The organism is Clostridium putrefaciens, from assembly GCF_900461105.1.
In the GTDB taxonomy this organism is placed as follows: domain Bacteria; phylum Bacillota; class Clostridia; order Clostridiales; family Clostridiaceae; genus Clostridium_L; species Clostridium_L putrefaciens.
Genome location: NZ_UFWZ01000001.1, coordinates 1781362 through 1806003 on the forward strand (window position 1 = coordinate 1781362; position 24642 = coordinate 1806003).

Annotated in this window: 24 protein-coding genes and 2 pseudogenes; 3 read left to right on the forward strand and 23 right to left on the reverse strand. The window is 30.1% G+C overall.

All coding sequences use genetic code 11. From position 1 onward, the window contains the following. Positions 1-14: 14 nt before the first annotated feature. The gene (gene pta, locus DY168_RS07790; RefSeq protein WP_115641256.1) at positions 15-1016 is read right to left on the reverse strand and encodes a phosphate acetyltransferase; all 1002 of its coding nucleotides are present in this window, start codon (positions 1014-1016) and stop codon (positions 15-17) included. A 279-nt stretch (positions 1017-1295) separates the two neighbouring features. Here pta and DY168_RS07795 point away from each other — a divergent pair, with 279 nt between their 5' ends. Together DY168_RS07795 and ylbJ are read left to right on the forward strand one after the other, a co-directional pair. Continuing rightward, positions 1296-2519: a nucleotidyltransferase gene (locus tag DY168_RS07795; protein ID WP_115641257.1), complete on the forward strand. Its 1224-nt coding sequence runs from the start codon at positions 1296-1298 to the stop codon at positions 2517-2519. Positions 2520-2629: 110 nt separating this feature from the next. Further along, entirely contained in the window at positions 2630-3805 is a 1176-nt protein-coding gene (ylbJ, locus tag DY168_RS07800; RefSeq protein WP_115641258.1) for a sporulation integral membrane protein YlbJ, read from the forward strand. On the opposite strand, the gene DY168_RS07805 is transcribed toward ylbJ, so the two are convergent. The 6 genes from DY168_RS07805 to DY168_RS07830 all read right to left on the reverse strand — a co-directional run bounded on the left by DY168_RS07805 (position 3788) and on the right by DY168_RS07830 (position 9497). Beyond that, on the reverse strand, positions 3788-4312 hold the full coding sequence (locus DY168_RS07805; protein ID WP_115641259.1) for an ATPase: 525 nt from the start codon (positions 4310-4312) through the stop codon (positions 3788-3790). The two genes, ylbJ and DY168_RS07805, sit on opposite strands and share 18 nt — an antisense overlap. Positions 4313-4323: 11 nt before the next feature. After that, positions 4324-4803 (reverse strand): pantetheine-phosphate adenylyltransferase, encoded by a 480-nt coding sequence (gene coaD, locus DY168_RS07810; protein ID WP_115641260.1) that lies wholly within the window; start codon positions 4801-4803, stop codon positions 4324-4326. Positions 4804-4807: 4 nt separating this feature from the next. Beyond that, positions 4808-5365, reverse strand: coding sequence for a 16S rRNA (guanine(966)-N(2))-methyltransferase RsmD (gene rsmD, locus DY168_RS07815; RefSeq protein WP_115641261.1), 558 nt, complete (start codon positions 5363-5365; stop codon positions 4808-4810). 71 nt (positions 5366-5436) lie between these two features. Continuing rightward, positions 5437-7470 carry an ATP-dependent DNA helicase RecG gene (gene recG / locus DY168_RS07820; protein WP_115641262.1) on the reverse strand — a complete coding sequence of 678 codons (2034 nt, stop codon included), beginning with the start codon at positions 7468-7470 and terminating at the stop codon, positions 5437-5439. A 43-nt stretch (positions 7471-7513) separates the two neighbouring features. Further along, positions 7514-9136, reverse strand: coding sequence for a DAK2 domain-containing protein (locus DY168_RS07825; protein WP_115641263.1), 1623 nt, complete (start codon positions 9134-9136; stop codon positions 7514-7516). Positions 9137-9149: 13 nt separating this feature from the next. After that, positions 9150-9497 (reverse strand): Asp23/Gls24 family envelope stress response protein, encoded by a 348-nt coding sequence (locus tag DY168_RS07830; protein ID WP_115641264.1) that lies wholly within the window; start codon positions 9495-9497, stop codon positions 9150-9152. Between the two features lie 196 nt (positions 9498-9693). Between DY168_RS07830 and rpmB the strand changes: the two genes are divergently transcribed. Beyond that, positions 9694-9885: a 50S ribosomal protein L28 gene (rpmB, locus tag DY168_RS07835; protein WP_029453289.1), complete on the forward strand. Its 192-nt coding sequence runs from the start codon at positions 9694-9696 to the stop codon at positions 9883-9885. Between the two features lie 43 nt (positions 9886-9928). Here the strand turns inward: rpmB and spoVM are convergent, their stop codons facing one another. The 16 genes and pseudogenes from spoVM to coaBC form a co-directional block, all read right to left on the reverse strand. Further along, on the reverse strand, positions 9929-9997 hold the full coding sequence (gene spoVM, locus DY168_RS15270) for a stage V sporulation protein SpoVM (RefSeq protein ID WP_115642446.1): 69 nt from the start codon (positions 9995-9997) through the stop codon (positions 9929-9931). A 71-nt stretch (positions 9998-10068) separates the two neighbouring features. Further along, positions 10069-10230: a hypothetical protein gene (locus DY168_RS14665; protein WP_172556298.1), complete on the reverse strand. Its 162-nt coding sequence runs from the start codon at positions 10228-10230 to the stop codon at positions 10069-10071. 135 nt (positions 10231-10365) lie between these two features. Further along, a complete protein-coding gene (locus DY168_RS07845) occupies positions 10366-11001 on the reverse strand; it encodes a thiamine diphosphokinase (RefSeq protein WP_115641265.1) in 636 nt (211 codons plus the stop codon). Continuing rightward, complete coding sequence (rpe, locus tag DY168_RS07850; RefSeq protein ID WP_115641266.1) at positions 10998-11651, reverse strand: ribulose-phosphate 3-epimerase; 654 nt, start codon at positions 11649-11651, stop codon at positions 10998-11000. The genes DY168_RS07845 and rpe overlap by 4 nt, the downstream gene beginning before the upstream one ends. Next, positions 11645-12508, reverse strand: a complete 864-nt coding sequence (gene rsgA / locus DY168_RS07855; protein WP_115641267.1) for a ribosome small subunit-dependent GTPase A — start codon at positions 12506-12508, stop codon at positions 11645-11647. Before rsgA ends, rpe begins: the two co-directional genes overlap by 7 nt. A gap of 162 nt (positions 12509-12670) precedes the next feature. After that, positions 12671-13261 (reverse strand): annotated as a pseudogene (locus DY168_RS07860) (RNA-guided endonuclease InsQ/TnpB family protein); the annotation flags it as partial. Then, positions 13237-13824: pseudogene (locus DY168_RS07865) on the reverse strand (IS607 family transposase). The pseudogenes DY168_RS07865 and DY168_RS07860, both read right to left, overlap by 25 nt. A 110-nt stretch (positions 13825-13934) precedes the next feature. Beyond that, positions 13935-15941 (reverse strand): Stk1 family PASTA domain-containing Ser/Thr kinase, encoded by a 2007-nt coding sequence (pknB, locus tag DY168_RS07870; protein WP_242984085.1) that lies wholly within the window; start codon positions 15939-15941, stop codon positions 13935-13937. Further along, positions 15916-16674 carry a Stp1/IreP family PP2C-type Ser/Thr phosphatase gene (locus DY168_RS07875; RefSeq protein ID WP_115641268.1) on the reverse strand — a complete coding sequence of 253 codons (759 nt, stop codon included), beginning with the start codon at positions 16672-16674 and terminating at the stop codon, positions 15916-15918. The genes pknB and DY168_RS07875 overlap by 26 nt, the downstream gene beginning before the upstream one ends. 2 nt (positions 16675-16676) lie before the next feature. Next, the gene (gene rlmN, locus DY168_RS07880; RefSeq protein ID WP_115641269.1) at positions 16677-17726 is read right to left on the reverse strand and encodes a dual-specificity RNA methyltransferase RlmN; all 1050 of its coding nucleotides are present in this window, start codon (positions 17724-17726) and stop codon (positions 16677-16679) included. Between the two features lie 10 nt (positions 17727-17736). Then, the gene (rsmB, locus tag DY168_RS07885) at positions 17737-19056 is read right to left on the reverse strand and encodes a 16S rRNA (cytosine(967)-C(5))-methyltransferase RsmB (RefSeq protein ID WP_115641270.1); all 1320 of its coding nucleotides are present in this window, start codon (positions 19054-19056) and stop codon (positions 17737-17739) included. Positions 19057-19074: 18 nt separating this feature from the next. Further along, complete coding sequence (locus DY168_RS07890) at positions 19075-19761, reverse strand: zinc metallopeptidase (protein ID WP_115641271.1); 687 nt, start codon at positions 19759-19761, stop codon at positions 19075-19077. Between the two features lie 13 nt (positions 19762-19774). Beyond that, positions 19775-20704 (reverse strand): methionyl-tRNA formyltransferase, encoded by a 930-nt coding sequence (fmt, locus tag DY168_RS07895; protein WP_115641272.1) that lies wholly within the window; start codon positions 20702-20704, stop codon positions 19775-19777. A 7-nt stretch (positions 20705-20711) separates the two neighbouring features. Then, the gene (def, locus tag DY168_RS07900) at positions 20712-21161 is read right to left on the reverse strand and encodes a peptide deformylase (protein ID WP_115641273.1); all 450 of its coding nucleotides are present in this window, start codon (positions 21159-21161) and stop codon (positions 20712-20714) included. A gap of 44 nt (positions 21162-21205) precedes the next feature. After that, positions 21206-23419 (reverse strand): primosomal protein N', encoded by a 2214-nt coding sequence (gene priA / locus DY168_RS07905; RefSeq protein ID WP_115641274.1) that lies wholly within the window; start codon positions 23417-23419, stop codon positions 21206-21208. A 33-nt stretch (positions 23420-23452) separates the two neighbouring features. Then, on the reverse strand, positions 23453-24640 hold the full coding sequence (gene coaBC, locus DY168_RS07910; RefSeq protein WP_115641275.1) for a bifunctional phosphopantothenoylcysteine decarboxylase/phosphopantothenate--cysteine ligase CoaBC: 1188 nt from the start codon (positions 24638-24640) through the stop codon (positions 23453-23455). Positions 24641-24642 lie beyond the last annotated feature (2 nt).

Below are 24642 nucleotides of genomic sequence, written 5' to 3' on the forward strand. Positions count from 1 at the left end.
AAACCCTAATAATTTTATTTACTTGTTTGAGCTTGAACCGCAGTTAAAGCCACAACATTTACTATATCCTCAGAGCTACATCCTCTAGACAAATCATTTATAGGCTTTGCAAATCCTTGAGATATTGGTCCTATAGCTTCGGCTCTTCCGAATCTTTGAACTAATTTATATCCTATATTTCCTGATTGTAAATCTGGAAATATAAGTACATTAGCATTTCCTGCAACTTTACTATTTGGAGCCTTTTGATTAGCAACTTTAGGAACTATAGCAGCATCGAGTTGCATCTCTCCATCTATATCTAAGTCAGGCCTTCTATATTTTGCAATTTTTGTAGCATTTCTTACCTTTTCAACTAATTCATGTTCAGCACTTCCCATAGTTGAAAAAGATAACATAGCAACCTTAGGTTCTATTTTACATAAGTTTTTTGCTGTTTCGGCTGTAGCTATAGCTATAGATGCTAATTCATCTGCCGTTGGGTTTGGATTAACCGCACAGTCTGAAAATATTAACATTCCATCATCACCATAATTGCAGTTTGGAACCATCATAATGAAAAAACTAGACACAACAGATACACCAGGTGCTGTTTTTATTATTTGAAGTCCTGGTCTTAAAAGGTCTCCTGTAGTATGTACAGCGCCTGATACCATACCATGAGCATCATTCATCTTAACCATCATTGTACCATAATAAAGTGGATCTTTTACTATTTTCAAGGCCTTTTCTTTAGTCATGCCTTTATTTTTTCTTAATTCATAAAATTCTTCTGCATATTTATCAGTGTTAGACGATGTTTCAGGATCTTCGATTTGTATACCCTCTATGTCTACACCTAGAACCTTTGCTTTTGCTTTTATTATATCACTACTACCAACTAATATAACATCTGCAAGACCTTCTTTATTGATCTTTTCACTAGCGATAAGAGTTCTATCTTCATCGCCTTCTGGAAGTACAATTATTTTTCTATCTGTCTTTGCAGATTTCCATACGTTCTTCATAAACTCCATGTTCATTTCTCCTCTCATTTAATTAAGGCTGCTGTTTTTAATATACTTTTTTATAAACTTGAATAATAAATGCATTTTTTTATAAATCTTTAGTATATTGAATCTTTTTAAATATAGGTTGAAGTTTCAATATGTATTTCTCTATAGTATAATACTATAGATTGAGTTATTTTTAAAGTCTATATTGACTTTAGTTTGATAGTTTTTCATCTTTATTGCAAAATTATTTTATTAATATGACTTTTTATCAATATTTTATTAAACAAAGGAGGTCTTTTTATGAAAGTAGCTGCTATTATCTCTGAGTATAATCCACTACATAACGGCCATAAACTTCACATTGATAAAACTAAAAAAGATTTAAATTGTGATTATCTCATCTCTATAATGAGTGGTAACTTTGTTCAAAGAGGTCTGCCCTCTTATATAGATAAATGGAATAAATCAACGGTGTCTGTTTCAAACGGAATAGACCTTGTTATTGAACTTCCTGTAATTTTTAGTCTTTCATCAGCTGAATTTTTTGCAAAGGGCTCTGCTCAAATATTAAATTCTTTAGGAATAGTTGATTATTTAAGCTTTGGAAGTGAGGTTGGTGATGTTGTTCCCTTAAAGCTTATAGCATCTATACTTTGCAATGAGCCTCATGAGTATAAGTCTTTGCTTAAAGCAAATCTATCTTACGGCCTTGCCTTTGCAAAGGCAAGGTCTATAGCTTTAACTGAATATATTACTAATAATTTTCCAATGTATACTCTAGAATTTATAACAAAGCTTTTAAGTTCTTCAAACAATATATTAGCCATAGAATATTTAAAAGCTTTATATTTATTAAATAGTACTATAGAGCCCTTTACTATAAAAAGACTTGGTTCAAATTACAATGACGAAGGTTTAAACGAGAGTTTTTCTAGTGCAACTTCAATAAGAAATCATCTTGAAACTTCAGATGATTTAACATTACTTAAAAATCATCTTCCAAAGTCTTCATACACCCTTATAGAAAGTTTAATTAAAACTAATTATACATTTCCAAAATTAGAAGGAATGTTTCCATTTATAAAATATAAAGCCTTAACAGATAACAACTCCTTAAATAAAATTCCAGAAGCTTCTGAAGGGTTGCACAATAAAATATACAAAAGTTTATGGGATAGCTCTAGCTACGAAGAATCTTTTTCTAAAATAAAAAGTAAAAGATATGCGTCTACAAGAATAAATCGGTTATTGTGCCAGTATTTCATTGGATTTGAAGATTACTCTATTGATATTTTAAGAAGAAGTGAACCAAGTTATATACGTGTTTTAGCTTTTAATCATAAGGGAGCCGAACTTTTAAAAAGGATTAAAAACACTTCATCCCTTCAAATATATACAAAACTCCCTAAAACTTTGTCTCCAATGCTACAATTAGATTTGCAAAGCACTAGGGCTTATAGTGTGTTAAATCCTTCTATACGGTACAATGAAGATTATTTAAAAAGTCCTATAATAATTAAATAAACATATTTATTTTGTTAATATTCCTTCACATCTTTCAATATACTTTTTAGTATAGTGAGTATCAATATATCTATACCGTTTCAATACTTTTGTTTATTGGAGGAATAATTTTGAAACTTCTTTTGTTTATAACCATAATTTTGATCGTTATCTTATTATTTTACTTATTAAAATCTAATAGAGTAAATGTTTTGATGACAATAGTACTAACTTATTTCATAATTAGCTTTATTTTAAATCCAACTTTATGTATAGAATCTTCTATAAATGGTGCCAAGTTATTTTTCACATCTTTATTTCCATCTTTATTCCCATTTATAATTATAACTAATATTTTAGTGGCCTACGATGGAGTAAATATTTATTCAAAATTCCTTGGACCCTTAATCTCGAGGCCGCTAGGGTTACCTAGTGAAGCTAGCTTTCCCTTAATCGTTAGTATGTTATGCGGTTACCCTTTAGGTGCAAAATACAGCTGTGAATTATACGATTCAGGAAATATAAATTCATCAGAGTTTTCTAAATTAATAAGTATAGCTTCCAATTCTAGCCCTCTTTTTTTAATAGGTTCTGTAGGCACCTCTATGGTTGGAAATACAAGGGTTGGTTACTTATTACTTTTTTCTAATTATATGTCCTGCATATTTATGGCTATTATTTTAAAACATAAATATAAAGAACCTACATCTAAATTTAAATTTAAAACTATTAAGATGAGTAAACATAACAATTTAGGAACGGTGCTTAAATCATCTATAGAAAATGCAATAACCACAACCCTTAACATAGGATCTTACGTGGTAATGTTTTCTGTTATTTTAGCTATAATAAAAAACAATGTTGTTTTCAACATTGTTTTAAATAAAATATATATGATTTCCTCTTTATCAAAAGACTCTTTAAGTGGAATTATTTTAGGGTTAATAGAAGTTACAAACGGTTGTTACCTTATATCTAAAGGTGATATAAATTATGTTTTAGGCTTATGCTTTATTAGTTTCTTATGTGCCTTTAGCGGACTTGCAATAATAGCGCAAATTCACTCTTTTACACATAAATACAAAGAAATTTCAATAATTAAATACGTTATAAGAAAAGCAATTCAAGGTATAATAAGTTTCATCATAACTTTTGTATCCTTATTATTTTTAAATCATAAAACCCTGTTTACTTTTTCAAATAAAACTCCCTTAACTATAAGTTTTAAAAGCTATATACCTATTTTATTATTACTCTTTATTTATTTTTCACACTATGTTTCAAAAAAGTTATTTGATGTTTCTTAATTCCTTTATATTTTCTCTTATTGTAGATGAGTTTTGTGATAAATCTTCAGACAAGATTTTCATAAAACCCTCTACATCTTTTTTTATGTTTTCTATCATTTGTCTGCTGTTTTCTTTCATTTCTTCATCTAATTGACATAATACTTCATCTGCATAATCCCTTGCTCCGAGTCTTATTGCCTTAGCATCTCTTTGAGCTAAAGCTATTATATCCTGAGACTTCATTTTAGCTTCTTTTGTTATGTCATGGTTTTCTACTTGTTTTTTCATCATATCTACAGTTTGACCCTTTATATTATCGTACTCTTCCCTAGCTTCCTCAAGAATTCTTTCTTTTTCACTTAAAACCCATTGAGCTTTTTTAAATTCATCTGGCATGTAGTTTATTATTTGATCAATTACCTCTAGCATTTCTTTTTTATCTAGTACTATCTTTCCAGTAATGGGAACTTTTGATGCGCCATCTATTATTTCTTGAAGGTATTCTAATAATTGGATAACATCCATTTAAATCACTCCTATTTTTTAGCTTTTTCTAGTATCATAGATATTATTTCGTCTGGAACTAATCCTTTTATGCATCCACCAAATTTAGCTACTTGCCTAACTGAAGAAGAACTTAAATAAGAGTATTTTGCATTTGTCATCATAAACACCGTTTCTATAGATGAATCTAGCTTATTATTCATAAGTGCCATTTGAAATTCATATTCAAAATCTGAAAATGCCCTTAATCCTTTAACAATTACCTTAATATCTTTTGCCTTCATAAAATCTATTAATAAGCCATCAAAACTATCTACTTTGACATTTTTATATGGTTTCACAACCTTTCTTATAAGTTCTACTCTTTCTTCAATGTCAAAAAGTCCTTTTTTATCAACATTAACTAAAACTCCAACTGTAACTTCATCAAATACTTCTGAGGACCTTTTTATTATATCCAAATGTCCATTCGTTATAGGGTCAAAGCTCCCTGGATAAACAACTCGTCTCATGGACTTAGTCCTCCTTGTAATCATAAAAACATATAGTTGTATTTCCGTATCTTCTATGATCCTTTAATATTATAAAGTCATTACCCTCATATATTTCCTCTTGACTATCAATCTTTGTTACTATAAGTCCCCCTTTAGCAAGTAAACTATTGCTATGAACTAGTTCTATGGCTTTTGGTATCATCTCTTTCATATAAGGTGGATCTATAAATATTACATCAAATTTATTTTCAGTTTTACCTAGTCTTTTTAACGCTTCATAGGAATCCATGTTAAGGCAATATGCCTTGTCTTGAAACTTTAAATTTTCTATATTTTGTTTTAATAAAGGAAATGTTATAGGGCTTTTATCTATTAAATAACATTCTTTTGCTCCTCTACTTACACTTTCTAATCCTAAACTGCCAGTTCCTGCAAAAACATCTAATGTTGTGGCATTTGGAATTCTTAATTGTATCATACTAAACATGGCCTCTTTTACTCTATCTAAAGTTGGTCTTGTATCTAAGTTAACAGGGGCAAGTAACTTCCTTCCCCTTGCTACACCAGCTATTATTCTCATATGCCATCCTCCTCAAAATTACTTTTATATATTTTACCATAGGAATTTATAATATACAAAGTTTTTGTATGTTAATTAAAACAAATATATTTAGAGCTACTTTCTAAATAGCTCATTATTTCTTCTATCAATAGTTTATTTATCTGAAGATTACTATTGATAACTTGAATCGCCTCATTATTAGCTATCTTAAATAATTCTATATCGTCCATTATATCAGCTAATATAAGTCCGGTCTCACCATGTTGTTTTATTCCAAATAGTTCTCCAGATCCTCTTAATTTCAAATCTTGTTCAGCTATATAAAACCCGTCATTACTTTCTACCATAGTCATCATTCTTTTCTTAGTTGTATTGCTCTTAGCTTGCCCTGTAAGAATACAATATGATTTATGAGTTCCTCTTCCAACCCTTCCTCTAAGCTGATGAAGCTGTGATAGTCCAAATCTTTCAGCGTTTTCTACAATCATTACTGTAGCATTAGGAACATTTACCCCAACTTCTATAACCGTAGTTGAAATTAAAACAGATATTTCTCCATTTTTAAATCTATTCATTATATCTTGTTTCATCGACGACTTCATTTTTCCATGAAGTATCTCTACCGTTTCCTTACTAGGATATGTTTGTTTTAACTCTTCATATAATTTATTTACAGAATTAAGATCTAAATCTTCATTTTCTTCTATAAGTGGACATACTATATAAGCTTGACGTCCTTTTTTTATTTCTTCAAATAAAAATTTATAAGCAATCTCTCTTTGCTTTTTATTATAAAAAACAGTATCTATCTTTTGTCTTCCCGGAGGTAGTTCATCTATAATTGAAACGTCCAAATCTCCATATAAATATAGTGATAAAGTCCTCGGTATTGGAGTTGCTGTCATTACTAAAATATCTGCTGTTTCTTCTTTGTTTATAAGTTTACTTCTTTGATGCACTCCAAATCTATGTTGCTCATCTGTTATTATGATACCTAGATTCAAGGCTTTTACATCTTCTTCAATTAAAGCATGTGTTCCTATTACTATAATTGATTTACCATCTCTTAAATCCTTTTTAATTCTTTCTTTTTCCTTTGGTGATGTACTTCCAGTTAATAGTTCTATTTCAATACCAAATTTACTTAATATATCTTTACACTCTTTATAATGTTGATTTGCAAGAATCTCAGTAGGAGCCATAAATATTGCTTGATAATTATTTTTAACTACATTAAACATCGCTATTATAGCAATTATAGTCTTTCCACTTCCTACATCACCTTGTACTAATCTATTCATTGGATAAGGTTTTTTTTCATCTATAAGAATTGCCCTTACAGTTCTACTTTGAGCTTTTGTGAGCTTAAATGGCAGACTTTCTTTTAGATCAGCTAAGGATTCATCCATTTTAAACGCTATTCCCTTTGTATTAAACTGCAGTTTTTTCTTTAGCATTAATATTTTTAATGAATAAGTAAAAAGTTCTTGGAATTTTAGTCTTTCTTTAGATTTATTTAAACTTTTCATATCTTTTGGAAAATGTATATTTCTAATGGAGCTATCTAAAGACATAAAATTATGTTTTTGTAGTAAGTCTTGTGGTAGGTTTTCTTTTATTTCTATATTATCTAAAACACCATTTATTAGCTTCAGTATGATTTTATTAGTTAACTTATCCTGAAGCATATATTTAGATATAATATTCCCAGTCTTAAGTTCCTTACTCCCTATAACAGGATTAGTAATTTCTAAAATTTCCCCACTCTTTTTATAGTCTCCAAGAAGTACATACTCTTCATCAATATTAAACTTTGTCTTTATGTATGGTTGATTAAACCACTTAGCTACAACCCTCATATTTTTGTAGCTAAAATTTAAGGTAATTAGGTGTTTGCCTGTTCTAGTTTTAATATGACTTTTAATACCTTTAAAAGTACAGGTTAATACCAACTTTTCTTTTTCGAAGCTTTCATCCCATAGCGTTTCATTGTTTACAAACTCGTAGGTCTTCGGAAAATACAACAAAAGATCCATAACTGTGAATATACCACACTTGTTTAAATTCTCTTTTGTTTTACCGCCAACCCCTTTTAATTCTTCTATATCTTTATAAAGATTCACAAATAACACCTCATAGCAAAAAAAAGCCCGTAGGCTTTTTTAATTATTCTACAGAAATTATGAAATAATACAAAGGCTGTTTTCCCTCGTAAAATTGAACATCTATATTTTCATATATACCTTCTAATTTCAAAGCAAACTTTTCTACTTCTTCTTTTATACAGTCTGCTCCATAAAAAAGAGTTATAAGTGATTTATCCTCGTCAACTATCTTTTCTAATAACTTTTCACTAACATCGTATAATTCACTACCAACCTCTTTTATTTTACCCTCAACAAGACCTAGTATATTTCCTTCTTTTATTTCAATGCCATCCATTTCAGTATCACGAACAGCGTAAGTTATAGATGCTGATATAACAGATTCAATACTTTCTTTCATAGCGTCTAAGTTTTCTTCTACATCTCCCTCTGGATTAAACATAGTAACACAAGTTATGCCTTGTGGTATGCTTTTTGTAGGTATAACAATAACATTCTTTTCTGAAAGCTCCGCTGCTTGAGTTGCTGACATAATTATATTCTTATTATTTGGCAATATAAATATATTTTCTGCATTTACCTTATCTATACTTTTTACTATTTCTTCTGTACTAGGATTCATAGTTTGACCACCTGGGATAATGTAGTCTACTCCTAGATCTTTAAAAATATGCTCTATTCCTTCTCCCATAGATACTGAAATAAATCCATATTTCTTTTGTTCTTCCTGAATTTCTTCTTTATACTTTTCTTGATCTATAATTAAACTTCTATGTTCTTCTCTCATATTATCAATTTTAATTTTTGAAAGTTCACCAATTGCTACTGCCTTTGATAAAACATTTCCAGGATTATTAGTATGGATATGAACTTTAATTACATCCTCATACCCAACAACTATCATAGAATCTCCTTGAGCCTCTATTTCCCTTTTAAAATCTTCTGCCTTAGATGAATCTCCTAGAATTATAAACTCAGTACAATAACCGAATTTAATATCATGAGGTTCAAGGTTGTTAGCAGCAGATATATTAGTGTGTATTGAATGAAAATCTCCAAGTTTAGATTTAAGATCATCTCTTAAAGCTTCATGAATTCCTTTGAGTATTATCAAAAGTCCCATTCCACCAGAGTCCACTACCTTAGCGCTTTTTAAAACTGGTAACATATCTGGTGTCTTATTTAAAGTATCCTCTGCACCTTTACAAATATCATCCATAAGAAGTGTTATATCTTTAGCCTTACTCTTTAGAGCATTTTCGCCTGCTGACCTTATTACTGTAAGGATTGTACCCTCTATCGGTCTCATTACAGCCTTATACGCAGATCTACTACCTTCCATTATGCTTTCTGCAAGTTCTTCAGCACTTGCTTCGTCTTTATCCTCTAATCCTTTTGCAATACCTCTTAATATTTGAGATAGTATAACTCCTGAATTACCTCTAGCTCCCATAAGAGCCCCTTTAGCAAGTTTTTTTGAAACTTCGCCAATAGATTTAGAGTTCATACCCTCTATTTCCTTTACTGCTGCTTTAAATGTCATTGACATATTAGTTCCTGTGTCGCCATCAGGTACTGGAAATACGTTTAATGAATTAACAAATTCCTTTTGTTCTTCTAATTTATTACTTGCATTAACCATTACATTATAAAAATGCTCACCATTTATTTTTAAATATTCCATTTAAGTAAACCTCCTAGACCCTGATACCTTGAACATTCACAGTTATACAAGAAACCTTTAATCCTGTATAGCTCTCTATATTATATCTTATTCTTTGAATAATATTATTAGCTATAACAGATATTTTAGTCCCATATTGTACTACTACAAATAATTCTATAGTCAGTTCTTCATTTTTATAATTAATTTTAACGCCCTTACTCAAATTCTCGATCTTCAGTAATTGCCATAATCCATCAGCAGCACTTTTAGAAGCCATCCCTACTACACCATAACATTCCATAGTAGACAACCCTACTATGTTAGCTATAACTTCGTCTGAATACTCTATGTTTCCATGTTCGTTAGATATTCCTATCATATTCAGTCCTCCTTGATTAATTCCATATCATATATTCTATATTAACTTTTCACTTTATTCAACAAAATTTAAATTTTAATTACTTTATTTACTAATACCCTTATATTTTACTTGCACAAAATATGAATATTTGATAGAATATTATTTGTGCTAAATGAAGAATATTATCTTCTATAGTTAGAGGAGGTGTTTTATAATGTCAAGAAGATGTGAATATTGCGATAAAGGTGTTATGTCAGGTGTTCAATACAGCCACTCACACCGTCAATCAAAAAGAAAATGGGCTCCAAATATAAAGAAAATAAAGGCCATAGTTAATGGGACTCCAAGGACTGTCCACGTTTGTACAAGATGCCTTCGTTCCGGTAAGGTTGAAAGAGCTATATAAAATATAAAAAATGCAATTGTTAAAATACAATTGCATTTTTTATTTATCTTTTTCTTAGCGCTTTTAGTATGTTAGATAAGAACTTAGGTAACTTTATTGCCATTATCTTCATATTATATTGCCTCCTTAAAAGAGATTAGGCTTAAATTAGCTTCTAAATATATTGTAGATATGGTGAAATCTTTACTTTTTACCACAAAAAATATACCATCCGCAGTATACAAGTCCCGCACCAATAGCCAATAACCATGCCCACAGTGGCATTAATACAGATAATACCATTCCAAGTCCTACACACCCAACTACTATTCCATAAAATCTTTTCTTATTCCATCTTTTACCCAAATAAATCACCCGAAACATATTGCTCCAATAATTATTATATTAAACATTTTTACTTTGGTGATTATCATGTTTTATTAATTAATGATACTGTTTATTTTATTAATCATAAATTTTAATAATTTCTTTTATAATAATTTAATCTTTAGAATACATAACCATAACTATACCTTTTTTAAATTCAATCCTTACATCTTCTTTTAAGAATTCATTAGACACTGTCCTAGGATCTCCAAATTCAAGCCTATAGTCCCTAAGGTCATACTTTGCACCATATATGCTGAACTCTTCTACCTGCTCTTTAAAGGCCTGGAATGATAGTATTTGGCCATACTCGCCTTTAAGAGTACAATTCTTGTCTTTTAAAAATATACAGTTGTTGTCATCTTTTATATAGGCATCTACTCCGTTATCAAGACAAGTCTTTAAAAGACCTAAATTTGCCACCATATGATCTAATCTGCTCCCCGTACACCCTAAAAATACTATTTCTTGCACCTCTTTTTCTAGTGCCTTCATTAAAGCAAGTTCTGTATCTGTAAAATCTTTTTCTTTCGGATATATTTCTATATTTTCTAAATTATTTTGAAAATGTTTAAAAACCTTTTCATCTATAGAATCGAAGTCCCCAAGCAAAAAATTTGGGCTTATACCTGCATTATAAAGCACTTCCCCTCCCTTATCTGCTGCTATAAGGACATCACAATCTCTAACTTCATCATTTAGCAAATTAAAAGAGGGGGGCTTCCCCCCTGCCACTATAACTACTTTCATTTTGTAGCCTCTTTAAGATTCTTTATATTTTCTTCTATATTATCTCCTTTAAACACAGCCGACCCTGCAACTATTATATCCGCTCCACTATTTGATATATCTCTAATATTAGTTAAATCTATTCCCCCATCTACCTCTATGGATATATCCTTACCAGTTTTTAGTATCATCTTTTTTAAAGCCTTAATCTTTTCATCACAATACTTTATATATTTTTGACCTCCAAATCCTGGATTTACGCTCATAATTAAAACCATATCTAATTCCTTTAATATGCTTTCTAGAACATTAATTGGTGTAGCTGGATTTAATGCTACAGCTGCTTTTATCCCAAGCTCTTTTATATGAGTAATAGTTTTATCTAAATGTTTTTCCGATTCATAATGTACAGTAATAATATCTGCGCCTGCTTTAGCAAATTCCTCTATATACTTTGACGGTTCATCTATCATAAGATGTACATCAAATTCTTTCTTTGTATAAGGTCTTATAGACTTAATAATTGGCATACCAAAACTAATATTAGGTACAAACCTTCCATCCATAACATCTATATGTATAATATCCGCCTCGCTATTGTCAAGTCTTGTTATATGTTCTCCTAATTTTGAAAAATCTGCTGATAATATTGAAGGTGCTATTTTTACCATTTCTTTCTCCTCCCAATAATTTCTTCTAATATTTTAATATAGAAATCATATCTAACCCTATTTATATCACCTTGGTCTAAAGCTTCTTTTACCTTACAGCCAGGCTCTTTATGATGAAGGCAAGAATTAAACTTACACTGCCTATAAGATGAAAACTCTGGAAATAAATATTGAAGTTCTTCCTTAGGCATAACTTCCACATCTAAAGTAGAAAACCCAGGGGTATCTAATAAAAACCCATCTTCTACTTGAATTAGTTCACTGTGCCTTGTAGTATGCTTTCCTCTTCCAATCTTTTTACTTACTTCACCAGTTTCCATCTTATAATTTCCTATAAGACTATTTAGTATAGTGGATTTACCTGCCCCAGAAGGCCCACAAAGTACTGTTACATTATCTTTAAGTCTTTTTTTTAGTAATTGAAGACTCTTCTCTTCTCTTGCATTTATAAATAAAAGTTCATAGTCTAACTTTCCGAAAACATCTTTAATATAAAGATATTCATCCTCTTTGCAAAGATCTATTTTGTTTATACATATTATTGGTCTTACATTGTTGTATTCACAGAGTAATATAAACTTATTTAAAAGTTCCATATTAAGGTCTGGATCTTTAATTGCAAAAACTATAAATGCTTGACTTACATTAGATACCATAGGTCTTGTAAGTTCGGAACTTCGCTCATAGATTTTCTCTATTACTCCCTTCCCATTTTCTACTGTTATTTCAACTTTATCACCTACCATAGGGGTAAGTTCGTCGTATCTGAACTTACCCCTAGCTTTACACTCAAAAACTTTATCTACAGTATCTATATAGTAAAATCCTCCGATGCCTTTTATTATTATACCTTTCATGTATAGCCGTTGCCAAAACCTTATAAAACTCTATAAAGCTTGTTTAATTCCCCATTCAACCTATCCCATTTTGTTAAAAACTACTTTGGTTTGATATAATAGTCCAGGGGCTTAACTTCCCATACAACGCATGGTACACCTCAGGCATAATTGTTTCTGTAATTATGCTGAATATCTACTAAGATTTATACTTGCATTATAATCTCTATCTATAATACAGCCACAATTCTCACAGATATAAGTTCTTTCTGATAGTGAAAGTTTAGCTTTTACATTTCCACACCCACTACAAGTCTTCGATGATGGATACCATTTATCAGCTTCAACAAATTCTATTCCATAAAACTCACATTTATATTGCATTTGCCTTTTAAATTCATATAAGCATTGCTCTGCAACAGCTTTTGATAAATATTTATTTTTCATCATACCTTTAATATTAAGTGTTTCCATAACTACCCTTGATGGCTTGGTTTTCACTATCTTCTTAGTAGCTTGGTGTAGGTGATTAACTCTTATATTGGCTAATCTCCTATGAAGTAATCTTACTTGCTTTTCAAGTTTTGCAATGTTCTTGGTTTTAACAAACTCCTTTCCTTTTTTATTTTTCTCATACTTATTTGAACATTGTCTTTGTTTTCTTTTCAAAGTCTTTTTTAACTTTTTAACTGCTTTTGTTTTATTGATATTTTTATAAGTCATTCCATTGGAGCATATAGCTAAATCTTTTATTCCAACATCAATGCCTTTGCTCTCTTGCCTTGAAGTCTACAACCAAATACTGTAACAATTTGAATTAAATCCTCAACTAATTTCTGTTCTTCTGTGTTTTCAGTATTATCTATTATTTCAATAGTAGTCCCATACTTGTTACACAGATTTTCTATAATTTCAAAACCAAATCTTAACAATCTATCTTTATATAAAATTACTACTTTTTCAACTTCTGAATTAGTTATCACATCTATTAGTTGATTTAATCCTTTTTTGTTGTAGTTTATCCCACTTCCTATGTCTTGTATTATTTCGAATTGATAACCTTTAGCAATCATATATGTTTTAACATTTTCTATCTGTCTTGCTAAATCATTATTTTATTTTTGGGAGCTAACTCTACAATATCCAATTACTTTTTTAGTTTTAGTTTCAATGCCTTTGATTCCTAAAAAATGATTAAGTTGCTCTTGTGAATAGTATCTATATCCACTTGGTGAAACATGATGTGGCTTGAATTCACCTTTTTTATCCCAATCTCTTAAAGTCTATGAGGCTTTTCCTATTAATTTTGAAAACTCCCCAATAGAATAATATTTCATTTATACCACCCCTTGAATTTAGCACAACACAAACATTATCTAAATTCAATATAGTTTTATAAACCTTTATAAGTTTTTGACTACTGTTATTTTCCTCCATTATTAATAAGTTATGGTTTAGATTTATCCCCTGGTTTTTCTTGGTTTTCTGGTTCCCCTTGTTTTCCCTGATCTGCTGGGTCAGCTGGTTTCACCGGTTTTACAGGTTCTTTATAAACGTAATATTTTATATTAATAGTTGATCCTGGTTCTACTTTGGTACCTGCTTCTATTGATTGATAAGATACATTTTGATCTTTACCTTTATCCGGAGTTTCTTCAGTAGATATATTTACAGTTAATTTAGCATTTTTCAAGACATTTTCAGCATCATTAACCTTTGTATTTATTACATTTGGAACAACAACTTTTACAGGTTCTGGTTCTTTATAGACGTAATATTTTATATTAATATTAGACCCTACTTCTACTTTAGTATTTGCTTCTATTGATTGATAAAACACCTTTTGATCCTTAGATTTATCAGCAGTTTCTTCTGTAGATTTATTTACAGTCATTTTAGAACCTTTTAAAGTATTTTCAGCATCATTAACATTTACATTCATTACATTTGGAACACTAATTAAAATGATCTTAGGACCCTTACTTACAACTAAATTAATTTTGGTACCTTTTTCAACCTGCTTATCTGGTGATGGGTCTTGTCTTATTACATTATCCTTCATTACTTTATCACTAAAATCGGAATCAATATTTCCAACTTCAAGTTCATAACTTGCTATCATATCCTTAGCTGATTTTATATTTATATCTTTAAGGTCTGGAACATTTATAGATGAAATTCCACCACTTATAATAACCTTAACTATATCCCCTTCTTTTGCTACTTGGCCTTCTTTAGGATTTGAATCTATTATGGTACCTTCTTTTTTATCACTTTTTTCCGTACCTGCTACTTCAATTTTAAGTTTATTACTCTCAAGTATATTTTTAGCCTCTTCTTTTGTTAGATTTAGTATTTTGGGCACTGTTACTTCTTTATTCTTCTTAGTTGCAAGTGATGATCTATCCATTAAATAAGCACTTAACAATCCTAATGATATAGCTAATACAACCATAAGTGATATTATTATTATCTTTTTGCTCCTTTTTGTTACCCCTGTCTTTTGTTTATCATCATCATCATCTATAATTGTTTTATCTAATTCAAGATCCTCTTGAATTAGAGCTTGATTTACAGGATCCATTATTCTAGTAAATCCACTGTCTACATTAGAATAGTGAATTTTAGAGTCTGGATCCTTTTGTATCTTAATTAAATCATTCATAATATCTTTAGCGGTTTTATACCTCTTAGCTGGCTCTTTTTCTATGGCGGTTAATATTAGCTTATTTAAACTCTCAGGTATGTTTTGAACAATCTGCTTAGGTGGTATGGGTGATTCTTGTATATGCTTTAACGCCACAGAAACCGGACTTTCAGCATCAAAGGGTACCCTTCCTGTAACCATTTCATATAGCACTATTCCTAAAGAATATATATCTGTTGTAGCATCAATGTATGATCCCTTTGCTTGTTCTGGAGAAAAATAATGAGCAGAACCTAATATCTTTTTAGAATTAGTTATAGTAGCTGAATCTGGTGATTTTGCTATACCAAAGTCTGTTACTTTTAAAACGCCTTCTTCTGTAACTAAAATATTTTGTGGCTTTATATCCCTATGAATTATATTATTTCTATGAGCACAATCTAGTGCCTTTGAAATTTGTATACCATAATCCAAAACCTTATCATAAGGTAGTCTTCCGTTTTCTTTAATAACTTCTTTTAATGTCTTTCCTCTTACATATTCCATAACAATATAATTTATATCTCCTTGACTTCCAACATCAAAAATATTAACTATGTTATTATCCGATAAGTTAGCAATTGCAGTTGCTTCCTTTTTAAATTTATTAACTAGGTCACCATCTGATATAAATTCTTTTTTTAAAATCTTAACGGCATCGAATCTATTTAATTTATGACATCTAGCTTTATAAACTACAGCCATACCGCCTTCTCCTATTTTTTCTAAGAGCTCGTATCTATCACCTAATATTGTTCCTATCATCATAATCTTGCTCTCCTTTAACTAAAATTAAAGATATATTATCTCTTCCCCCGCGTTTTTTAGCTTCCTCTATTATCTTTTTGCAAAGTTCATCATATCTAACGCAACTATCTTTATTAATAATATTATATAATTCATCTTTTGATATATCATTAGTTAGTCCATCTGTACATAACAAAATCATATCCACATTTATATAAGATATATCAAATATATCTATTTCTAAGTGTTCATATGTTCCAACTGCCCTTGTTATCACATTTTTATTTGGGTGATTAACAGCTTCTTCCTCTGTTATGCTCCCCTTATCAACAAGTTGTTGGACTAAAGAATGATCTTTAGTCACCTTAATTATATTATCTTTCTTTATAACAAAGCAACTACTGTCTCCTACATTTGCTATTAAAGTTTTATCTTCATACATTATACAAGCTGTTATAGTAGTTCCCATGCCTCTGCATTCTTTTTTTTGTTTTGAAATGTTAAATATCTTTTCATTAGCACATATTATAGCCTCTTTAAAATGACTTGACAAATTTTCTTTTGAAATATTTGGTTTTTCCTCAAAATAATCTTTTACAGTATCTACAGCTATTTTACTTGCTATCTCTCCTGCATTATGACCACCCATACCATCAGCTACTATAAATAACTTAATATTATTATTAATCAAATAACCAACACAATCTTCATTAAGGTTCCTTACCATTCCTAAATCTGTTATCATTCCAAACATGACTAGCACCCCTCTTTTGATATTTGGGTCTTCTCAATGTGACTTCTTCTAAGTTGTCCACACGCAGCATCAATATCGGATCCCATTTCCCTTCTTACAGTGGTGTCAATGCCTCTTTTATTTAAGACGTCTGAAAATATTTTAATATTATCTTCAGAAGATTTTACATATAACTTTTCTTTAATTTCATTAACGGGTATTAAGTTTACATGACATAACATGCCCTTAAGTAAATTGCTTAATTCCATAGCATTTTCTTTAGAATCATTTATTTCATTAACCAATGCATATTCAAATGTAATTCTTCTGCCTGTCTTATTAATATAATCTTTGCAGGCATTAATTATTTCTTCTATAGAATACTTATTAGCTATTGGCATTATCTTCTTTCTATCTTCATCGTTGGATGCGTGAAGTGAAATAGCCAAAGTTATTTGCATATTTTCTTTTGCCATTTCATTTATTTTAGGTACAATCCCACAAGTAGATAATGTAATATGCCTTTGACCTATATTTAGTCCATATTCAGCATTTACTATCTTCAAAAACTTAATTACATTGTCATAGTTATCAAAAGGTTCTCCGCTTCCCATAAGTACAACATTTGATATTCTATCTCCAATTAACTTTTCTGCAGCTAATATTTGTGAGATCATTTCTCCCGCTGAAAGACTTCTTATTACACCACCTACTGTTGAAGCACAAAATTTACATCCCATTCTACAACCTACTTGCGTAGATATACAAATAGACTTACCATATTTATAATCCATTATTACACATTCTATAAGGTTATTATCTTCAAGCGCTAATAGCAACTTTTTAGTATTATCCTTTTTTGACTGAAAGCTATTAACCACTTGTGGTATGTATATCAAAAAATTATTTTTTAACTTCTCTTGAAGAGGTTTTGATAAGTTTGACATAAGATTAAATTCGAAAATACCCTTATAAATCCAGTCCATAACTTGCTTTGCTCTAAATTCACTTTCTTTGTTTTGTTTCATCCATATTTTTAGTTCTTCTAATGATAGATCTAAAATATTTTCCATACTGCACCTACTAAACTCTCATTAATTTAGCTATAAAAAAGCCATCCATATTCTCTTGTGGCAATATAGTAACATAACCCTCTTCACTATAAATAATATTGCTTGCCTCTTTAAAATATACTTTCTCCAATTTGAAGTTATTGTTATTTTTTAGAAACCACTTTATATTATCTTCATTTTCTTCTTTATTTAATGTACACGTAGAATAAAGAAGAACGCCACCTTTTTTCACATATTGAGAAGCATTTTTCATAATCTCTCTTTGTATAGCTATTAGTTCCTTAAGATTTTTTAAATTCTTGTTCCATTTTATTTCTGGTTTCTTTCTTATTATTCCTATACCAGAACAAGGTACATCTATTAACACCTTATCTGCTTTGTTAATAAGTTTTTCATTAAGCTTTGTAGCATCCATAGTATCAAGTACTATGTTTGAAAGTCCTAATCTGTCCACATTCTCTTTTATGAACTTTAGTTTACCTTCCTGTATATCAAAAGCAAAAACCTTACCAGTACCCTTTAAAAGTTCTGCTATATGCGTAGTCTTACCTCCTGGAGCTGCACATAAATCTAAAACTATATCATCTTTATTTATATCCATAACAGTTGCTACAAGCATAGCGCTTTCATCTTGTACTGTAATTTCACCTTCTACAAAAGCTCTGTTTCTTTCTACACTACTCCCCTTTGATATAACTATAGCCTCATCACATATATATCCTCTACTGACTTCATATTCAGCCTCTTGTAAGGCTTTAAATATTTCATCGTAAGAACCCTTATTTGAGTTTGGTCTAACTGTCACTGCTGGTCTGTTATTTAAGCCTTTTAATATAAGTTCTGTATATTTATTTCCGTACTGCTTATATAAAGATCTTATCATCCATGGTTCAAAAGAGTACTCATAGGCCCATCTTTCAAATCTATCTTGGTTATTTAAAAAGTCTTTTTCTTCATTTCTTAAATAATTTCTAAGTACTGCGTTTACAAATTTAGAAGATGCTTTAGATTTTCTCTTAGCCAGATTTACTGCTTCATTTACTGCCGCATAATTTGGAACCTTATCTAAATATCTAATTTGATATACAGTAATCCTTAATATATTTAATACATAATTATCTACTTTTTTTATATCTTTTACAAAAGACTTTATAATAATATCTATAGTATATTTATATTTTATAGTTCCATATACTATTTCAGTAATAAGTCCTCTATCCATGTCTTTTAAATCTTTACCTTTTAATTCTTTATTTAATGCAATATTAGAATAAGCATTTTCATTAAATACTTTACATAAAACATTAGTGGCTAATTCTCTCGCGTTCATATTTCTACCTCAAATCCCTTAATCATTTCTTCTATTACTTAATGCCATTAGTCTTAATAATTGTGATATAGCAGTAAGTGTAGCTGCTACATAAGTAAGAGCTGCCGCACTTAACACCTTTTTTGCGCCAACTATTTCATTTTCATAAAGTATAGATTTATCTTCTAGTATTTTAATAGCCCTATTAGAAGCATTAAATTCAACCGGCAAAGTTATAAGTTGAAATAAAACTACTGCTGAAAATAACACTATACCTATGTTTGTTAAAAAAGGTAACCCCATTATTATTCCAATAAAAAATATTACCCAAGATGCTCTAGAACTTATATTTACAACTGGTACTATATTATTTCTAATTATAAGTGGCCTATACTCTTGTTGATGTTGAATTGCATGACCTACTTCATGAGCTGCAACTCCTATAGATGCAACTGATGTACTTGAATATACATTTTCTGAAAGTCTTAATACTCTATCTCTAGGATCATAGTGATCTGTAAGATTACCAGCTACCCTTTCAATCCGCACCTCAACTAGTCCATTACTATCAAGGATCATCCTAGCTACCTGTGAACCCGTGTATCCCTTGGAACTATATATTTTTGAATATTTATTGAAAGTAGATGATATTTTAGATTGAGCCCATATAGAAAGTATTAAAGCTGGCACTAAAATTAAATAAGTACTATCATAAAACAAAAAAATTACCTCCTTTAATTTAGATTAGTATTAACCCTTCCTTGATATCATGTCCATTTATATATTCTTCAACCTTTAATGGCTTCGCATTAGGAAATTGTATAATTTCAATAAGAATTACACCATCCTTTGTAGATACTTCTATGCCCTCTTTACTTACATTTAATATTGTTCCTGGTGCTTTTTCAGATTTTTTATTCATAACACAGCTTTTATATATTTTCATTCTTTGTCCTTCATAGTCAGTATGAGCTATAGGCCATGGATTTAACCCTCTTATAAGGTTATGTATATTTAAAGAAGTTTCATTCCAATTTATTTTAGCAATATCTTTATCTAACATAGAAGCATAAGAGCTTCCTTCATCTTCTTGCTTTATTGGTGATAAAATGCCCTTATACATGGACTGTATAGTCTCTATAAGAAGTTCGGAGCCACTACTCATTAACTTATCATGAAGATCACCTGCTGTAATCTCATCATCTATACCTACCTTATTAGTTAAAAGTATATCTCCTGTATCTAGCCCTACATCCATAAGCATAGTAGTATTTCCACTTTCTTTTTCGCCATTGATTATTGACCAGTTAATTGGAGCTGCCCCCCTATATTTAGGTAGTAATGATGCATGAAGGTTTATACATGCATACTTAGGAAGTTCTAAAACTGCCTTTGGTAATATTTGACCATAAGCAACTACTATTATGAAGTCTGGATTTAAATCTTTAAGTATTTTAATAATTTCTTCATTACCTCGTACTTTTTCTGGTTGAAAAACAGGTATATTATAATTTAAAGCCAGTTCCTTCACCGGAGACATAGAAAGCTTTTTCCCTCTGCCCTTTGGTCTATCTGGCTGTGTAAATGCAGCAACTACACCATATTCATCTATAATCTTTTGAAAAGAGGGTACTGCAAAATTTGGAGTACCCATAAATACTATATTCATCTATATTCTATTCCCCCTCTGGAATAACTTTGTCTATAAACAGAATACCATCTAAGTGATCTACTTCATGACAAATTGCCCTTGCAAATAAATCTTCTGCTTCAAAATTAATTTTTTTTCCTTCTTCATTTAGAGCGCTTACCTTTATACGCTTTGGTCTTTCAACGTCACCTTGCTCCTCTGGCAAACTTAAGCAACCCTCTGTATCTACATATAATCCTTCTTTTGAAATTATTTCAGGATTGATTAATGCTATAGGACCGTCTCCAATATCCACTACTACAACTCTTTTTAATATCCCAACCTGTGGAGCCGCAAGACCTACACCATCTTCATAATACATAGTTTGAAACATGTCTTTAATTAAAACCTTTATTCTATCGTTAACCACCTCTACAGGTTTGCTTTTTTTTCTTAGGATTGGATCTTTATAAGTTCTAATATTTCTTAATGCCATAAAAAATTCTTCCTTTCTATATTAAAATAATAATCTAAATTATATTATATTAGACTACTAGGGTTAATATCAATACTTAATCTTATATCTTTATAATAACTTTTAGTACTGACATATAAAAAGTCTTTTATTTCCTTTGCTAATTGGTCATTTATTTCACCTTTTATTATTATTTGCCATCTATATAATTCTTTAATCTTGCTTATCATACAAGGACAAGGTCCTAGTATTACTATTTTATCATTATATTGTAGCTTATTCTTTAAATTAATGCTAATATCTTGTATACATTTTATTAATAATTCTTCATTTTTAGAGCTCATATTTATAAGCAAGATTTCTGAAAAAGGTGGGTAATTCATACTCTTTCTAATAGATAACTCTTCTTTATAAAAACTACTATAATTATATTCCTTTGCAGCTTTTATACTATAACTATCAGGTATGTAGGTTTGAACTACTACATCCCCTATGGTTTTACCTCTTCCAGCTCTACCAGAAACTTGTGTTATAAGTTGAAATGTTCTTTCAGATGCCCTATAATCAGGTAAATTTAAGGATAGATCTGCTGCCAAAACACCTACAAGAGAAACATTTGGAAAATCTAATCCTTTAGCAACCATTTGAGTACCAATTAAAATATCTGCTTCACCCTTTTTAAAGGAGTTATATATCTTCTCATACGAATCCTTCCTTCTTGTGGTATCTAAATCCATCCGTAAAATCTTAGCATCTTTAAAGTATTTTTTCACTTCTGTTTCTACTTTTTCAGTACCTACACCAAAATACTTTACATATTTGCTATTACAAACAGGGCAAATGTTGGTAGCCCTAGATCTTTTTCCACAATAATGACAGGATAAATAGTTGCCTGAAAAATGGTAAGTCATTGATATATCACATTTATCACATTTGAATACGTATCCGCATTTTCTGCAAGATACAAAAGTAGAGAACCCTCTTCTATTTAAAAACAAAATTATTTGTTCTTTTTTTTCTAAGGCATCTTTCATTTTACTATATAATAAACTACTAAAAATAGATCTGTTATCATTTTCCAGTTCTTCTCTCATGTCAATAACTTGTATTACTGGCATAAATGCATCATCTATTCTCTTTTCCATATTTAGTAATTCTATTTCTCTAGTTTCAGCTTTGTAATAGGATTCTATACTTGGTGTTGCAGTTCCTAAAATTACCCTACACCCTTCTAGTTTACTCCTATATTTAGCAATTTCTCTAGCATCATATTTAGGGTTACTATCAGACTTATAACTAGCCTCATGCTCTTCATCAATTATTATAATACCTAAATCCTTAAAAGGCAAAAATACAGCAGATCTTGCTCCTACAGCTAATTTAGCTTTTCCTTCTTTAACTCTAAACCATTCATCAAATCTTTCTCCATCAGAAAGTTTACTATGAAATACAGCAACATCTTTACCAAATCTTCCTTTAAATCTTTCTATCATCTGTGGAGTTAGTGCAATTTCCGGTACCAAGACTATGGAAGACTTACCTTCTCTTATGCAATCTTCTACCAAGTTCATATACACTTCAGTCTTACCACTTCCAGTTACCCCATGAATAAGAAATATCTTTTTATCTGAATTTAAAATTTTATCAATAACATATCTTTGTTCTGCATTAGGTGTCCTTTTTTCATAATGTTCAAATTCCCTAACATTATACCTTTGTATTGTTTTAGAGTCTGAAATTATAAAACCGTGCTTTATTAATGTATTTATAGAGCTTAATGACATAGAATGATTTTTACTCAATTCTGATCGTGTTACATTTCCATTTAGTTCTTGCACCTTATTCCATATAGATTCATAAGGTTCTTTTTTATATCGTCCCTCTAAGATTCCTTTCGTAAATAAAACTTCTATAGTCTTATTTTTCATTCCACCTACAATTCCTTTAGGCAAAAATTGTTTCAAAGCATCTACATAGGAACAAAGATATCTTTTTCTCATAAACTCCATAAGTTTTACATCTTTTTCATTAAAAAGCTCTACTTCTTTATAAATCTTTTCAATACTTTTCATCTTTATATTGGAGTCTTTAAATTCATGTGATTCATCATAGAGGAATAATACAAAGCCATCTACTAACCTATTACCTCTTCCAAATGGAACTTTAACCCTATATCCTATATTTATATTATTAGCATCTTCTGCTTTAATTGCATACGTAAAAATTCTATCCAATTCATTTGCATCCTGGTTTATAACAATACCAGCAAACTTTAACATCTAATCACCCTTTATAAAATAAAAAAGCGCAGACTAGCGCCTTTTATTTACAATATCAAATAATTCTTTTGCAACCTTTTTTTTATTCATGGATTCTAGTTTTATAACATCTCCATCTTTACATATTATGCTTACCTCATTGTCTTCTAAAGCAAATCCTGTATGAAGAATATCATTTGCAACTATATAATCTAAATTTTTTTTAATTAGTTTATTTTTAGCATTTTCTATAAGATTACTGCTTTCAGCAGCAAATCCTACTAAAATTTGATTTTGTTTTTTTTCTCCTAGAGTTTTAAGTATATCTTTATCTTTTAAAAGTTCTATACTTATACTATCCTCGGATTTTTTTATTTTTTCTTCACTATAATACCTAGGCTTATAATCTGACACTGCAGCTGTTTTAACCACAATATCCGCCTTTTCATAATGCCAAAGTACCTCTTTTAACATTTCTTCATTTGTATTCACACTTATAAACTCAACTTCAAAAGGCTTCTCTAAATTAGTAGGACCAGATATTAAAATAACCTCTGCCCCTCTATCTCTAGCTTCCTTTGCTATAGCATACCCCATCTTTCCTGTAGATTTATTTGTTATATATCTTACTGGATCAATGTTTGCTATTGTTGGTCCTGCTGTAACTAATACTGTTTTTCCTTCTAAATCCTTAGGATTATAAAGCATACTTTCAACCTTATCCGCTATATATTTCGTATCTGCAAGTTTACCTTTTCCGTCATCTCCACAAGCAAGCCTTCCACTAGTAGGTTCAATAAATTCATATCCATAGCTTTTTAGCTTAGATATATTTTCTTGAACTATTTTATTATTATACATATTAGTATTCATGGCTAGAGCAAATACAACCTTTGCTTTTGTAGCCATTATAGTTGTAGATAGCATATCATCTGCAATGCCATTTGCAACCTTACCTATAATGTTAGCTGTAGCTGGTGCAACAAGAATTATATCAGCCTTTTTAGCTAATGAAATGTGTTGTATTTCAAAGGCCTTAGGCTCTTCAAACATATCTGATACTACTATATTTTGACTAAGAGTTTGAAATGTTAAAGGTGAAACAAATTCTTTTGCAGACCTTGTCATTATTACATTAACTTCTATATCCTTTTTCTTTAAAGCACTAATAATATCTAGAGCTTTATATGCAGCTATGCCTCCTGTGACACCTAACACTACACAATAAGAATTCTTTGTCATAA